General features: G+C 43.4%; 11 protein-coding genes. 6 read left to right on the top strand and 5 right to left on the bottom strand.

The annotated features are described in order from the left end of the window. Positions 1-87: 87 nt before the first annotated feature. Positions 88-921: a helix-turn-helix domain-containing protein gene (locus ACFS6H_RS18780; RefSeq protein ID WP_386102735.1), complete on the bottom strand. Its 834-nt coding sequence runs from the start codon at positions 919-921 to the stop codon at positions 88-90. Positions 922-1,241: 320 nt separating this feature from the next. Here ACFS6H_RS18780 and ACFS6H_RS18775 point away from each other — a divergent pair, with 320 nt between their 5' ends. The 4 genes from ACFS6H_RS18775 (at position 1,242) to ACFS6H_RS18760 (ending at position 3,645) form a co-directional block, all read left to right on the top strand. Further along, positions 1,242-1,406 (top strand): DUF1328 domain-containing protein, encoded by a 165-nt coding sequence (locus tag ACFS6H_RS18775; RefSeq protein WP_386102732.1) that lies wholly within the window; start codon positions 1,242-1,244, stop codon positions 1,404-1,406. A 191-nt stretch (positions 1,407-1,597) separates the two neighbouring features. Then, on the top strand, positions 1,598-2,524 hold the full coding sequence (locus tag ACFS6H_RS18770) for an aspartate carbamoyltransferase catalytic subunit (RefSeq protein WP_386102729.1): 927 nt from the start codon (positions 1,598-1,600) through the stop codon (positions 2,522-2,524). A gap of 200 nt (positions 2,525-2,724) precedes the next feature. Further along, entirely contained in the window at positions 2,725-3,204 is a 480-nt protein-coding gene (coaD, locus tag ACFS6H_RS18765; RefSeq protein ID WP_386102727.1) for a pantetheine-phosphate adenylyltransferase, read from the top strand. A 3-nt stretch (positions 3,205-3,207) separates the two neighbouring features. After that, positions 3,208-3,645: a hotdog fold thioesterase gene (locus ACFS6H_RS18760; RefSeq protein WP_386102724.1), complete on the top strand. Its 438-nt coding sequence runs from the start codon at positions 3,208-3,210 to the stop codon at positions 3,643-3,645. A 252-nt stretch (positions 3,646-3,897) separates the two neighbouring features. On the opposite strand, the gene ACFS6H_RS18755 is transcribed toward ACFS6H_RS18760, so the two are convergent. Further along, complete coding sequence (locus ACFS6H_RS18755; RefSeq protein ID WP_386102721.1) at positions 3,898-4,368, bottom strand: hypothetical protein; 471 nt, start codon at positions 4,366-4,368, stop codon at positions 3,898-3,900. 628 nt (positions 4,369-4,996) lie between these two features. On the opposite strand from ACFS6H_RS18755, the gene ACFS6H_RS18750 reads away from it, so the two are divergent. Both ACFS6H_RS18750 and ACFS6H_RS18745 read left to right on the top strand, forming a co-directional pair. Beyond that, positions 4,997-8,560, top strand: coding sequence for a PKD domain-containing protein (locus ACFS6H_RS18750; protein ID WP_386102718.1), 3,564 nt, complete (start codon positions 4,997-4,999; stop codon positions 8,558-8,560). A gap of 84 nt (positions 8,561-8,644) precedes the next feature. Further along, positions 8,645-9,703 (top strand): PorP/SprF family type IX secretion system membrane protein, encoded by a 1,059-nt coding sequence (locus tag ACFS6H_RS18745; protein ID WP_386102715.1) that lies wholly within the window; start codon positions 8,645-8,647, stop codon positions 9,701-9,703. 8 nt (positions 9,704-9,711) lie between these two features. Here ACFS6H_RS18745 and ACFS6H_RS18740 read toward each other — a convergent pair whose 3' ends face one another. The 3 genes from ACFS6H_RS18740 to ACFS6H_RS18730 all read right to left on the bottom strand — a co-directional run bounded on the left by ACFS6H_RS18740 (position 9,712) and on the right by ACFS6H_RS18730 (position 15,333). Then, positions 9,712-10,539, bottom strand: a complete 828-nt coding sequence (locus ACFS6H_RS18740) for a universal stress protein (RefSeq protein WP_386102713.1) — start codon at positions 10,537-10,539, stop codon at positions 9,712-9,714. A 331-nt stretch (positions 10,540-10,870) separates the two neighbouring features. Continuing rightward, the gene (locus ACFS6H_RS18735) at positions 10,871-13,552 is read right to left on the bottom strand and encodes a TonB-dependent receptor domain-containing protein (protein ID WP_386102710.1); all 2,682 of its coding nucleotides are present in this window, start codon (positions 13,550-13,552) and stop codon (positions 10,871-10,873) included. A 371-nt stretch (positions 13,553-13,923) separates the two neighbouring features. Then, on the bottom strand, positions 13,924-15,333 hold the full coding sequence (locus tag ACFS6H_RS18730; RefSeq protein ID WP_386102707.1) for an ATP-binding protein: 1,410 nt from the start codon (positions 15,331-15,333) through the stop codon (positions 13,924-13,926). Between the last annotated feature and the right edge of the window lie 82 nt (positions 15,334-15,415).

Raw genomic sequence — 15,415 nt, 5'->3', positions numbered from 1 at the left:
AAACAGTCAGGTTGGTTGCTATATAATTATATATAGTATATAACAAAACTAGCCACCGTAAAACAGGAAAAATTGTAAAAATGTAAACTAGCTTTTAAAAAGCCAGTTACCCACGCCGTCCGTATTTAAATGGATCATTTTAAAAAAAACTTTCGGACTCAGGCCGGTTAGTTGTTTAAACTCCTTGATCATGTGGGATTGATCGTAAAACAAACAGGCGTAGCTTAACGCGGTAAGTGTTTCTTCCCGGGTACCGGGAATTGTTTTTTGGGCAAGCACTTCCCTGAAGCGGTGTATTTTCTTAAATGCCCCCGGGCTTTTGCCCATATGTTGTATGAACTGTTTATTGATCGTTTGCCGGCTGGTATGGTATTTCCGGGCAAGTTCCAGTATACTGATCTCCTCGTCCGTTCTCGAAAGATCTTTGATCACATCAAACAAGAAATCGTGTTTAAAACCAGTCAGTTTCGAGAGCCAGTAATTTTCAATCATACCCCGCCTGGTGTTTGTATCCTTCTCCGATAAAATAGCCAGCATGGCTGGTTTATAATCAGGGTAAGGCAAAAAGGTTGAGGTATGCAGGGGGTACTGGGAAAGGGGGGCAGTTAAAAAAGCGTTTAACCCCAGCGGCTTAAAATAAAAGGTTACTTCTTCAACAGCTCCTTTGTAAACCGCTTCAATGGGTTTTATATAGTGACAGATCAATGCAGAATAAAAGCCGTTTTTTTTCTTTTCCTGTACAACACCGCTATACGCTGTTAATTCCAGGCTGGCATTTTGGGCTACCGATATAATACTGAAGTTGTTGGGAAAAGTCAGGTAGCGGATATCACCTTCTTCCCGTTTTTTGGTTAAAAAGTAATAACCGTCCATATACCGGCGCAGTAAAACACTTTTCGGTTTAAAAAATGTAACCTCCATCTTCCTTCTTTTCTGAGGGTAAAGAAAAGAAGGAAGATTAAATAATCATCTTTTTTGTGATAACCGGTATAAAGAATGGCGATGGGTGCCAGCTGTCAGTTGCAGAGAAAGCATAAAAAAAGGGCTTGCATAGAAATGCTGCCCCGTTTTAAAATCCAATATCCTATGAAAAACCAGTACAAGGATATAAACAAATTCGCATTTATGCAATACTACAAAAGTGGTATTTTTCATTTTTGGCACGAATTTTCATTTTATTAACTATTCAGCGTCAGAAACGGAGTGAGGAAAGTTATTTTTTAAGCTAAAAATTATATATTATGTTACGTTGGGCAGTCATTTTTCTGGTAATTGCATTGGTGGCAGGTATTTTTGGCTTCGGCGGTATTGCCGCAAGCTCGGCATCCTTTGCAAAAATTTTATTCTTTGTGTTTATCGTACTTTTTTTGATCAGCCTTATTTTCGGGCGGTCAGCAAAAAGTTAGTACGTATTTTATCTTAAACACCTGTTTTAGCAGGAACAGATAAAAATTACAACACCCCCTATTGGCGTAGCCGGTACGGGGTGTTATTTTTTAACTGGTTTTCCACAAAACAGTATGTCTGCAATACAGCATCCCTATTTTTCAAAGCCCATTTTGCACAGTATTTCCAATCCGCCTATCTTTGCTCTTTAATGGGCCTTACTACTAAACATTTATTAGGAATCAGGGATCTTAGTAAAGATGATATCTCGCTTTTTTTAAGCACAGCCGGTCAGTTTAAGGAAGTTTTACAACGTCCGGTTAAAAAAGTTCCCTCGTTACGTGACATTACTATTGTCAATTTATTTTACGAAAACTCTACCCGCACCCGTATTTCATTTGAGTTAGCCGAAAAAAGATTATCGGCCGATACGATCAATTTTACCGCTTCGGGATCTTCGGTGTCAAAAGGTGAAACCCTTTTGGATACGGTGAATAATATATTATCCATGAAGGTGGATATGGTGGTAATGAGGCATAGTGCCAGCGGAGCCCCGCATTTTTTATCGCAGCATATACCTGCGGCCATTATCAATGCAGGCGATGGTATCAACGAACATCCTACCCAGGCTTTATTGGACGCCCTGTCCATCCAGGAAAAAATGGGCCGTTTAGAGGGGGTGAAAGTGGCCATCATCGGCGATATCATGCATAGCCGGGTGGCATTGAGCAATATTTACCTGCTTACTAAAATGGGCGCAAAGGTTACCGTTTGCGGACCGCCCACTTTAATTCCTAAATATATTGCCCAGTCGCTGGGGGTGGAGGTAAGTTATAACCTCAAAGAAACCCTGCAGTGGTGCGATGTGGCCAATGTGCTGCGTATTCAGCTGGAAAGACAAAATCAGGTTTTGTTCTCCTCTTTAAGGGAGTATAACCTGGCTTACGGCGTGTCCCGCAAATTACTGGAAGAAATAAAAAAGGATATAGTCGTGATGCACCCGGGCCCCATTAACCGTGGTGTGGAGCTGGACAGTGATGTGGCGGATAGCGGCCAATCGATCATTTTACAACAGGTGGAGAACGGTGTAGCGGTACGTATGGCGGCTTTATACCTCCTGTCAAACAGGAATAATTAGGAGGCCGGCACCGGTAACGCTTATCAGCACTCCTTGCGACGCTCCGTTCAACTGTAGTAATCCTGCCGGTCAGGGGTATTTTACTCCTGTTTATAAATAGGCAACTGCTCAAAAAATCCGGTTTTTGAGAACCCGGAAAGCGAACATTTGTTTATTATTGCAATTCTCTAAACACGAAACTTCAATCCTGGTACTTGCCCATGGCTAAAATTGTACTATTCCCCGGAACATTTGACCCCGTAACGCTCGGGCATGTGGATATTATCAACCGTGCCCTGCCTTTATTTGACAAAATAGTAGTGGGTATTGGCTTAAATGCCGCTAAAACCCCCATGTTTTCTGCCGATCAGCGCCTGCTCTGGATAAAAGAGATTTTTGAGAACAATGACAAGGTAGAAGGCATGGTATATGAAGGGCTGACCATTGATTTTTGCCGTAAAATAGATGCAAAATTCATCCTCAGAGGTATCCGTTACGTGAGCGATTTTGAATACGAAAAGACCATTGCCGATGCCAACCGGGCTTTGGATGCTACTATTGAGACCGTTTTCTTAACCGGCGAGCCTAAATATACTTCCGTAGCGTCTACCATTGTACGCGATATTATCCGTAACGGGGGCAATGCAGCACCTTTTTTACCCCAGGCTGTTATCCATAGTTTACCCAAAAAAGGTCATTAATATATGTCTATCTGGTTTAAAAAAGACCTGACAATTGACCAGCTCAATGCGCTGAACCAGCAAAATATGGCGCAACATGTGGGTATTGTGTGGACCGAACTGGGCGATGATCACCTGGCCGCAACCATGCCGGTGGATGAAAGAACCAAACAGCCTTATGGGTTATTACATGGTGGCGCATCCTGTGTACTGGCCGAAACCATCGGTAGTGTGGCATCAGCCATGGTAGTGGATACCACTAAATTTTACTGTGTAGGACTGGAAATTAACGCCAATCACGTGCGTAGTGCCCGTGAAGGACTGCTTACCGGCATTGCCAAACCCCTGCATCTGGGCCGGCAAACCCATGTGTGGGACATTAAAATTTACGACACTCAGCAAAAACTGGTTTGTGTAAGCCGGTTGACCGTAGCGGTACTTCCTGTAGTTCATGGTTCATAGGTAATAGTTCATAGTGTGTCCGGTCTCAACTTTCAGGGACATATTGAGTGCTTCCTGCATCATTTAATTTACAGCTCCACATTCAAAGGATTTTCGCTGTCTCAATTCCTGGTTCATCAGTCCTCTCCATATGATTTTGTGCCCGCAAATACCCATGCCGGATACTCATTTCACCACCCCGGATTTAGATATTTCCGCTACCCAATTCCCCATTCACATCATTTATAATTCATCATTCTTCATGCAAACCGACTACTTTTTCAACCCCTCTAACCAGGGTGCCAGGTCCTGTTTTCCTTTATAATGGAAGGGGTAAGTTTTATAAAAACCCTTTCTGCCCACCCGTGCATTACCGTCAATTTTAAAAGAAACACTGTCCGACATGAATGCTACGAGGGCCTGTTTGGCCAGTGTTTTTATATCCAGGTGCAGGTAAACCGGTACCGAAAAAAACTCGTTTGCCGGGATGGTAATAGTGCTGTCCAGCAAAAAATCACCCATTTTATCCTCCGCCATCCAGATGCTCCCGTCCGCTTTTTTGATGCTCGCCGACTTGTTATTGGGGTTAAAAAACTGCAGGTCCAGGCGTACAGTTGACTGTTGCACACTCGCATTTTGAATGGTTACATTCTCCACTTTAACAAATTCCGGGTCTTTTAAATTACCGGTTCCACAGGAAAATAACAGAGGCAACAGTAAAAAAAGAAGGGCTGTTTTTTTCATAATCATACCTGCAATTTAACAGGGCAGGAGCAAATTTCTTCATAGCAGGGTGTTAAAGCAATAAAAAATATTCAGGACTAAATGACAGTACAACTGTGTGCTCATCTTACCCGTTTTTTCAGGAAAAACAGGGTGGAGCGGGAGCTAATAACAAATTAATATTTTTTATAAGATAATTTATTTAGTAAATCTGAAAAATTTGTCGATAAACTGTATACTATTTTTATTAGTCATATCTTTTTATGTAAATATTTATTTATTAGTTTTTAATGTTATTTTATTATAATTTATAAGTAATTAAATATTGTATATTTTGTATAAAATATTGTCTTTTTAGGACTTGTTTAAAATAATTATAATTATTAGTTATAAATAAATGATAATCAATTTATAATTTTGTTTTGTTATAATTAAATAAATGTATTCATTAATAATTATTAAATATATTAATATGTTTACTCAAAAAATAAGGGTTCGAAAATATTTTGCAGACTTTTTGGATGCTGCACCATTTTGGAGATTGAAATTTTTATGACTAAATGTCACTTTTTTTGAAAAATTATTTTTCCTGATTTTATGACCTTATTAAGTTAAATTGCGATACGTCATGAACGACTAGTAGCGGCTTATGAGAAAATTTGTATTATGCTTACTGACAGCAGTTTTACTGACAAGTGTTAGCACCATTTTATCTGCCCAGGATTTTTCCAACAAGGGAAAAGAATTCTGGCTATGCTTTCCCTCACATACCCCTTCCAGTAATCTGGGCCAGATGGCACTTTTTATTACCTCCGACAAAAACTCTTCGGGTACTATTTCGGTAGGTTCCTATTCCATTAATTTTTCGGTAACGGCAAACCAGGTTTCCGGTCCGTTCAATATTCCTTACACCGAAGCGCACCTGTCTTTCAATAATGTGAACCCACCCCTAAAACCAAATAAGGGTATTCATGTGCAGGTTGATGCAGGTAAACCGGCGGTGGTGGTCTTTGCCCATATTTATGCCGGCTTCCGGTCACAGGCGTCTTTAATATTACCGGTGGCTACCCTTGGCCGTAAATATTATGCAACCAGTTTCTGGCAAAACAGTACGGCCAACTCTAAGTCCCAATTCCAGGTAATTGCCACAGCCCCCAATACCCAGATAAAATACCGGTTAAGAAGGGATGGGGTATTGGACCCTGCCGAACAAACCGCCACTTTGCCCAATGCCGGCGATGTATTACAGATCCAGGACGATGCCGACCTTACCGGCTCCGTCATTGAATCAGTGGCCTTACCCGGTGGCGGCTGTAATAAAATTGCAGTATTCTCCGGCAGCTCTTCCTTATCTATCAGCTCGGCCTGGTGTACCGGTACTTCTTTCGACCCCCTGTTCCAGCAATGTTATCCCGTTAATACCTGGGGAAAGGAATTTGGGGTAGTGCCGCTGGCTAATAATCCTTCCGGTTTTCATATCAGGGTAACGGCTTCGGAGGATAATACCACGATTAATATTGACGGGCAAAATGTAACGCTGAATGCCGGTGAGTTTTATCCCAACAGCCGTACGGCCCCGGTGTATGCAAAACCTTTTACTATCAGTGCCGATAAACCGGTTTCGGTGGCGCAGTTCATGTTAAGCTCCAACTGTATCGGCGCCCCCCGGCCCGGAGGTGCCAGCAATGAGCAGGGCGATCCCGATATGATCATCCTTAACCCGGTGGAACAGAATATCAATGACATTAATATCTTCTCCTCCAACCTGCAGGTGATCCGTTCCAAATACCTGAATGTATTTTTAAAGACCACCGATGCGGCGAGTTTCAAAATAAATGGGGTGGCCCCAACGGCTAATTTCATTCCCATGCCGTCCAATAATGCCTATTCCTACCTTACCATGCAGTTACCGGATAACCAGCAATCGTTCCGGCTGACCTCGGATGAAGGTTTTAACGCCATTACCTATGGTATGGGGGATGCGGAATCTTATGGTTACTCGGCCGGCACCAATATCAAGGATCTTTACCAGTTCCCTTCTGTGGATAATGAATTTGCCAGTGTGAACTTCCCCGCGGCCTGTATAAATGCCGATTTTAAATTATCCATGACCTTCCCTTACGAGCCGGATGAAATTACCTGGCAATTCAATGGCCTGTTTCCTGATATTACGTTAACCAACCCGGTTTATACTTCCACCAGTGTGGTCAATAACCGCACCTTATATAAGTATACACTTCCGGACGATTATAATGTAGCGGCAGCCGGAACTTACCCTATCAAAATCCTGGCAATAAACCCCACTGCGGACGGATGCAGCGGTACCCAGGAAATAGATGTGGAACTGGAGATCTACGGTAAGCCCACCGCACCTTTTACCATTACCTCAACCGGGTGCCTGGAAAGTTCGGCCAGTTTTGCCGCCACGGCCAATACCGCCAACCGGCCGGTGACACATTGGTACTGGAACCTGGGCGATAACACGGAGGTAACAGATGTAAGCACATTGAACCATACTTACCTGGCTCCGGGAACCTATACCATAAAACAAACCCTGATCACAGATATCGGGTGTTTAGCCGATACTTTAGAAAAAAGTATCACTATCCATGAAAAGCCGGTAGCCAACTTTAATGTTAACGGAGCGGTTTGTATTGAACAGCCGGTGAATTTTGAAGACCTCTCAACGGTCGGTAGTGGCAATACCATCACTAAATGGTCCTGGTTAAGTAACGGCTCACCGGTTACTATGGGCAATGAGACAGGCTCCAATATTTATACCTATAAGTTTACCCAGGAAACCGGTTTCGAGATAGGCCTGGCAGTAGAGTCCGATAAAGGGTGTAAAAGTGATACCATCCGGAAACAGATCACCGTAAAAGGTTTACCATCCATTGGCTTTATACTGCCGGTTGCGTGTGTGAACGATGTAGCGGCACAGTTTACCGATACCTCATCCTATGAGGGAGGAAGCATTACCAGCTGGAATTGGAATTTTGGTGATGCCAATGCAACAGCCGCTAACCCGAACACGGCTGACATAAAAACACCTACGCATCACTTTACAGTACCGGGCGAATACACTGTTGCCTTAACTGCCACCAATAATGATGGCTGCTCCGCCAGCCTGCAAAAAAATATCAGCATTGCCGGTAACGCCATTGTGCCGGTCTATACCATTACCAGTAATGCGCCTTACTGCAGCAGCAATGCCATAACCCTTAAAAATGAAGCAACAGTAGATGTGGGAAAAATTCTGAAAATAGTTGTTTACTGGGATTATCTCGGTGATCCGGCCAATGTTATAACGGATAATGCACCTGAGACGGGTAAACTATATACATATAAATATCCTGAATTTGGTACGCCTGCCAGTAAAACCTATCGTATCCGCTACGAAGCTTATTCGGGTACAACCTGTGTACAGGTAAATGAACAGGACATTACCATATTGGCTACACCCATGCTGAATTTTAACACGGTAAATGCCATGTGCAGCAATGAACCGGCCTTCCAGTTAACCCAGGCCAGTCAAATAAATGCGGCCGATATTTCCGGTACACCAACTTTTAGCGGGAATGGTGTAAGTGCTGCCGGCTTGTTCTCTCCCAGAGATGCGGGCGCCGGTGAACATACCATTACCTATACCTTGCTGGCGGACAATGGTTGCAGTAACAGCGTGCAGCAAATAATAACGGTACATCCGACCCCCGTAGCTGATGCCGGAGCGGATAAATTCGTCATGGAAGGAGGGCAGGCCATTTTAACGCCGGCTATTATTAATAATATACCCGTTACCTATAACTGGGCTCCGGTTACTTTCTTAAATAACCCCCGGATAGCAGGCGCCATAGTGGTAAAACCTACGGAAGATATAGTGTACACTCTGACCGTTACATCGGATAAAAGCTGTACCACATCGGATGAGGTAAAAGTTACCCTGATGAAAAACCTGGTCATCCCCAATATATTCAGCCCCAATGGCGATGGTATTAATGACCGTTGGGAAATACCTTACCTGGACACCTACCCGGGTGTTACCATCCAGTTATTTAACAGGTATGGTCAGCAGGTACACCAGATCGTTAATTACAGCAGTCCATGGGACGGCCGTATCAACGGGCGTGATGCACCGATAGGAACATATTATTATATTATCGATCCTAAAAACGGGCGGCCACCGGTCAAAGGATTTGTGGATATTATACGATAGGGGAAATAGTGGAGTAAAGTAAATAATACCCGGAAGCAATAAAACATTATTCAGTGTTAGTAATAACAACCATGTTCAGGAACAATGCATAAAAACTATATAGGATATAAAAAAATATGCCTGCTGTTAGCATGTGTTGCCTGTATGCAGATAAGCAGAGCGCAACAAAAATCGCACTATACGCAGTATATCTTAAACAATTATATACTTAACCCGGCTTTAAGCGGTATTGAAAACTATACCGATGTTAAACTGAGTATCCGCGATCAATGGGTGGGCATCAATGGTGCACCCCGTACCATTTATGCAACCGTGCATGGTCCGCTGGGGAAAAAGGATTATAAAACAAGTGCCACTTCCTACCAGGTACCCGGGCAAAACCCGAGGGGCCAGGCCTACTGGGAAAATTATACAGCCTCCGAGCCGCATCATGGGGTAGGTATGAGCATTTTAAATGACAAGACCGGCAATTTTAACCGGTTCACGGCCAATCTTTCCTATGCCTATCATTTGGGGTTATCGCCCACTACCAATTTATCGGCCGGTGTGGCCGCCGGTATTACCAGCACCAGTTTAAATGCCGATGGCAAGGCCTTTTTCGGAGTCAACCCTGCCGACCCGGCAGCCGGTAATAATGCCATGGGTGAGCTGCGAAAAATAAAGCCTGATCTGAATGTTGGCCTGTGGTTATACAGCGCCAGTTATTTTGTTGGACTATCGGCCCAGCAGGTGATACCGCAAAAATTAAGTTTTGTGAACGACCAGAGCTTTCAAACAACCGGTAAACTGGTGCCACATATATTTTTAACGGCGGGTTATCGTCATCTGCTCACAGATGATATTAATGCCACGCCTTCGGTAATGGTGAAATATATCAGCGGTGCTTTTAAAGATAATTACCAGGTAGAGGGCAATTTAAAACTACAGTTCCGCGACCTGTTATGGGTAGGAGGGAGCTATCGCCAGTTTGATGGTTTTGCGGCCATGCTGGGGCTGAATATAGCCAATGCCGTTAACGTTGGATATGCTTACGATTTTACACGCACCAGCTTAAACACTTATTCCCGTGGTACACACGAAATAATGCTGGGCTTTTTAATTGGTAATAAATATGGAGACACCTGTCCCCGGAATGTCTGGTAACAGATCGCTTATTTTTTAAGGCTCAATAAAGGAACCGGTAGGGCATTGGCCATACTCTCGGTTTTGCTGCCCCCTAATAACTTGCTCCAGAATCCTCTTTCTTTGGTAACCATAACCACCCAGTCTGTAGGATGGGTAGTAACGTAATGGCGTATCTGCGTTAATAAGGTAACGCCAATTTGTAAGGGTAGTACCACTACCTGTAAGTTAATGCCCGTATCAGCAGGTATATGTGCAGCAACCTTTTCTTCGGTTGCCTGCAGGTCTTTGGTCGTAAAGTGTAATAAGGTAACCGATGCCTGTAATGCACTCGCGAAAACGTTTATCCGTTGCAGTTCGCCGGGTATATGTTCCAGGTCAGAAGCATAAACAATATGTTTGGGTAAGGCAGTAGCGGTACCCGGCGGTATGGCCAGTACCGGTACCGGTGATTTGGAGATCATGGTAGAGGTATTGGAACCAAATAAGAACTGCGAAATACCGGATGCACCATGGGTACCCATGATGATGACATCGGCCTTAATAGCCAGGGCAAGTTCCAGTGTTTTTTCTACCATCAGCTGGCTGAACGCAACCCGGGTTTGAACACCATGATGAACATTGCCAAACAACAGGGCGATCTTTTCCTGTAAAGCCGCCAGTTTATTGGCCTCCTCTTTTTCAATAATGGCTTCTTTGGCCGCATCATCCGCAGCATGTACCAATATATTGGCGGGAATATTCACAATATGAAACACCGTGATACCCGCACCGGCTTTTTCGGCAACGCCTTTAGCATACAATAAGGCCGTTTCAGCATTTTGCGAAAAATCGAATGGTACAAGTATCTGTTTCATGCAGGAACTGTTTGGGTTACTTTTTAGATAAACAAAAATAATGAATAGTTAGAAGGAGAAATAATAAGTTTTAGAGCATAGTTCATAGGTCATAGTTTATAGTTGAGGATGTAAAACCACAGAGTTGTAGGAGTTATTTTCACAAAGTATCGCAGAGGATGAAGGAGAAGTTTATGATTGATTATAGTTTTCGGGGTTGTAAGTGTAGAATAGGCAGTGCTATTAATATATTTACTATACTCCGTGTATCTATGTGAAAACCCTCTGTGTTACGCTGGTAAGAACAACGCTATTAAAATAAAAACCCCTCCGGAGAGGGGTGCTGAATTTTTTATTGTGCGCCTTGCATACTGTTCTGCATATTCTCCTGTTCGCCACGGATATTTTTCCGTTTAAATAAGGAAGCATCAAACTTACCAAAACGGTAGTTAAAGTTTAAGCGGAAGAACTGCTGGTCGCGGGTACGTACTGCATGCTGGTAAAAGCTGGCCGACTGTGTGTACACATCATTAATACGGGTACGGAAAATATCGCTCACGTTTAATGTGATACTGGCAGCTTTATTTTTCATGAACTCGAAACGTAAAGCGGCATCAATACTATAACTGGGTTTGGTATAACCCTGTGAGTTACCACTTACAGTAGGTCCCCAGCCACCGCCGCCGCCGCCCTGGCCCGATGAGCCGCCGGGTGATAACACGGTTTTAGAAGTATAATCGCCTGTTACCTGTAAGCTAAAGTTTTTCGGCAGTTTAAAGCTGTTATTTATTTTGGCAAACCAGCTATACAACTGATCGGTCGTTTCAATGGCCGGGTCATCAATGGTAATTTTAGAGGTATACAGGTTTAAATTGCTGGTAATATCCCACCACTTTGTGATCCGGTTTTTAGCTACAAATTCAATACCCCCTACAAAGCTGGAATTAGCATTAATAAAGGTATTTACAAACACTGCCGAATCATTGATCGGGTTCGTTTCCTGTGCCTGGTAACGGGTGATCAGGTCTGTTGTGTGTTTATAATAAGCCGATATCAACAGGCTGTTGTTTTTAGGGAATGTTTTCTGGTAAGATAACTCGATAGAGTTGGTGAACTCAGGTTTTAAACCGGGGTTACCACGGCTTAAGTTAAGCGAGTCGGAATAGTCGGTAAAAGGGAATAACTGGAAAAAATTAGGCCTGTTGATCCTGCGGCTATAGTTCAGCTGCAGGTCCTGGTTCGCCTTCAGTTTTTTAGATAAAAACACGCTGGGAAAAAAACTGACAGGGTAGGAAATGCTGTATGAATTGGAAGTGTCTTTAAACGAAGCACCATCCTTCACACTGCTGTGTACACGGCCCGAATAGTTGGAACCCTCAACCCTTAAACCTACCATATAACCAAAGGTCTCAGAAAAACGGCCGGTATAACTGGAGTAGGCAGCATAAATACGGTCAGTATACTTGAATTTGGAACTTAAAGGAGCCAATACCGATACATTACCGTTATCATCCATTACACCAAAAGTGTTACGGCTGTCGTTATTCCGTTGGTTATAACGGATACCGGCTTCTAATTTCGAGTTATCGGTCAAAGGATTGGTATAATCCGTTTGAAAAGTGATCTGCTGGTTGGTACCATCGCCTACCTGTTGCTGGCGGTAACGGTACATATAAGAGCCGGCGGGAAAGTTAGGGAAGATATTATTACTTACCAGGCTCACGTTATCATTCTTACTGGTATTATAATTTACATCGGCAGTAAGCTGGTGCCCCGATTTCTGGAAATTACGTACATAACCCAGGGCGCCGCCATAGTTCCTGAAATTGCCTTCACCGTCAGAATAACGCTGGGTGTAGGAACGTTTCGGGTCCACGGCAAACAGTGTATCTACATAAATATGACTGGTCGTGTTATTTTTAAACTGTCCGCGTACCGCACTACCCGATACGGTAATGGTATTACGGTTATTAATAAAATAGTCAAACCCTGCACGTCCAAAAGCAAAATACCCGTCACGGATGCTTTCATCCACCTGGTGCATATTGGTATTGGGGGCTTTAATAGTGGTTAAGCGGTCTGTTGTACCGTCCGAAATACTTTTACGCTGCCCATAGTTACCATTGGCAAAAAAGTTAACCTTGCCCTGGCGTACATTAATATCGCCACCAATATTAAACTTGCCACGCATATCAATACCGGCACGTACATTACCACTGTAACCTACGCGACGGGCTTTTTTCAGTACAATATTCAAAATACCACCGGTACCACCCGAGGCATCAAACTTGGCCGATGGGTTGGTAATTACTTCCACACTGGCTATCTGGTCGGCAGGTATCTGGTCCAGGGTGAGGGTAGTAGGGCGGCCGTCTACAAATATTTGCGGACTGCTGTTACGTAAGGTAACATTACCGTCAATATCCACATTTAAGGATGGAACATTCTTCATTACATCGGCTGCGGTACCGCCGCCGGTAGCTGCCAGGTCTTTTTCCACATTATACACTTTACGGTCAATGGCCAGCTGTACCAGGGGTTTGGTACTTTCCACCGTAACATTGCCCAGTATCTGCTGGTCAATACCCAGTTTAATATTACCCAGGTCTTTATCCAGGGCGCCCATCATGGCATTCATATCCTGCGCGCCGCTGCGCATTTTTTCCATCATGGCCCTGTCAATTAAAGCAACGGGCATGCTTACTTCTTTAAAACCAATAGCCGTAATCACCAGTTTATACTGGCCCATGGCGGCAATATTTTCCAGCCTGAAATCACCGTTGGCTTTTGTCAGCATACCGCTGGCCAGCACTTGTTTCATACTTTTAGTGGCACTGTCAAACTTATTGGTATATAATTGTACCGATGCGGCCTCCAGGCCTTTTCCTGTAATTGAATCAATTATTTTCCCATAAAATGCACCTGTCATACTACTTCCAGCACCCGCGCCGCGGTTAGCTCCGCCGGGTTGTTGAGCTACCAGGGCGGTAGCGGTTAGCAAAATTGCAGTCAATACGCCCAAAAATCTTTTCATTAGTGTGTGTTTTAAGCCTGTTAAGGCATCCATTAGACGTGCAATTAGCTACAAACCTGCTGACAATTTTATGACAAGTTAAAAAAGGGCTTTAAATGGGATAAATGGTCATTAAAGCGGATGAGTAATTTGCGGGTTAATTTCATTAAGGGGCTGCCGGCTGCACCGCTCCGGTGGGCTGCATAACCGGCTGTTCGCTGCTACTCCGGCACAGCCCCCGAAAGGGGCGGCCCGGCACAGGGCCTCACCGGGGTATACGCTTCCATCCGGCAGCCTTTGACCGGCAGGAACAGGAGTTAAAACAAAAAAAAGATATTTTTTATACTTCGCCAAAACTGTAAAAAAAAGTGAGTTTTGGCGACTTATAATTTTTACGATAAAAACAAATCGTCAATGGTAATGGTATTTTGTACCAGTTCTTTGCTATAGGCATTCTCCGTTATACCAAAGGCTGTTACCATGGTTAAAAAAATATTTTTTCTTGTTCCCGTTTCCTGTTGCAGTGCGGTTATTTTATTTTTCAGGTTAAGATAATATTGTTTGTTAATGGTGAAAGGGGCATTATAAAACTTCATTTCACACAGGTTCATAATATTGTCGTCACGGTCAATCAGCAGGTCAACCTGTGCCTGTTTATTAAACCAGCTGCTGTTGGTAGAAAAAATAGCATCTATGCGCAGGCTGCGTTTTATCTGGTCAATATGTTTTAAACAGAGGGTTTCAAAGCTAAAGCCTGCCCAGGCATTATAACCGGCGCTTTTATGTAAACGCTGCCAGGTACCGGCCCCGCTGTTTTTATGGTTGCGGATAAATTTTATATAAAACTTTGAGTATTCATCGGAGAGCCTGTAAAGGGTAAGTTGTTTTTTATTACCATAGTAAACATATTCGCTTACAAAGCCCGATTCCGTAAGCTCTTCCAGCTTTAGGGAAAAATCGCCGCCGCTGCTGATCTTACTCCTGTCAATCAGTTCCTGCCGGGTAATGCCTTTATTGCTATCGGCCAGTGTTTTAATAATGGCCAGGTGTTTGTCAGAGTCATCAAATAAAGAAGCGTATAGTTGGGTAAATTCGGTTTTTAATACCCCGTCTTTCCCAAAACAAAGCCGGTCAATATTCTGTGCCACACTTTTTCCTTTCTGCAGTTTTTCCAGGTAGTGCGGAATGCCGCCCATGGCCATATACAGCTGTATAATATCGTAGGGAGTATAACTAATGCCCCTGCTTTTAAGGAATAAACGGGTTTCGTGCAGGTTAAAGGGCAGTAACCTGATCTGCTGGGTAATACGGTTATGTAAGCCTCCTTTATTTTTAATGATCTTTTGTATCATGTAGGAGGCGGCCGAGCCACATATTACTACAATAAGGTCGTTGCGGGTAGTGCAGTAACGGTTCCAGAAGTTTTCAAAGGCCATTAAAAACTTTGATTTGGCCGTGGCCATCCAGGGAAATTCATCAATAAAAATAACCTTCTTCCTGGTCGATTGTAGTTTGGAGAGGTATTGTTCCAGCAGCCCGAATGCTTCCAGCCAGTTGGCGGGGGCTGCCTTTTTTTTCGTTTTTCGTGCCAGCTCTTTAGTAAAGTTCGCCAGCTGGTCTTTCATATTGCCTTTATATAAACCGGTTACTTCAAATATTATCTGGCTGGCAAAGAATTCGCGGATCAAAAAAGTTTTACCAATACGCCTTCGCCCGTAAATGGCTATCAGTTCGGATTTATTATTATGCAACGCATCTTTCAGTAAGGCTGTTTCATGCACCCGGCCAATGAGTTTGGGCATAACTATTAATTTTATACTTCGCCAAAACTATTAAAAAAATAGAGTTTTGGCGAAATATAATTTTTTGCCCGGTTAAACAAAA

Source organism: Terrimonas rubra (assembly GCF_042686025.1).
Classification (GTDB): Bacteria; Bacteroidota; Bacteroidia; order Chitinophagales; family Chitinophagaceae; genus Terrimonas; species Terrimonas rubra.
Note: the sequence above shows the minus strand (reverse complement) of the source record. Positions and strands in the feature narration are given on the sequence as shown.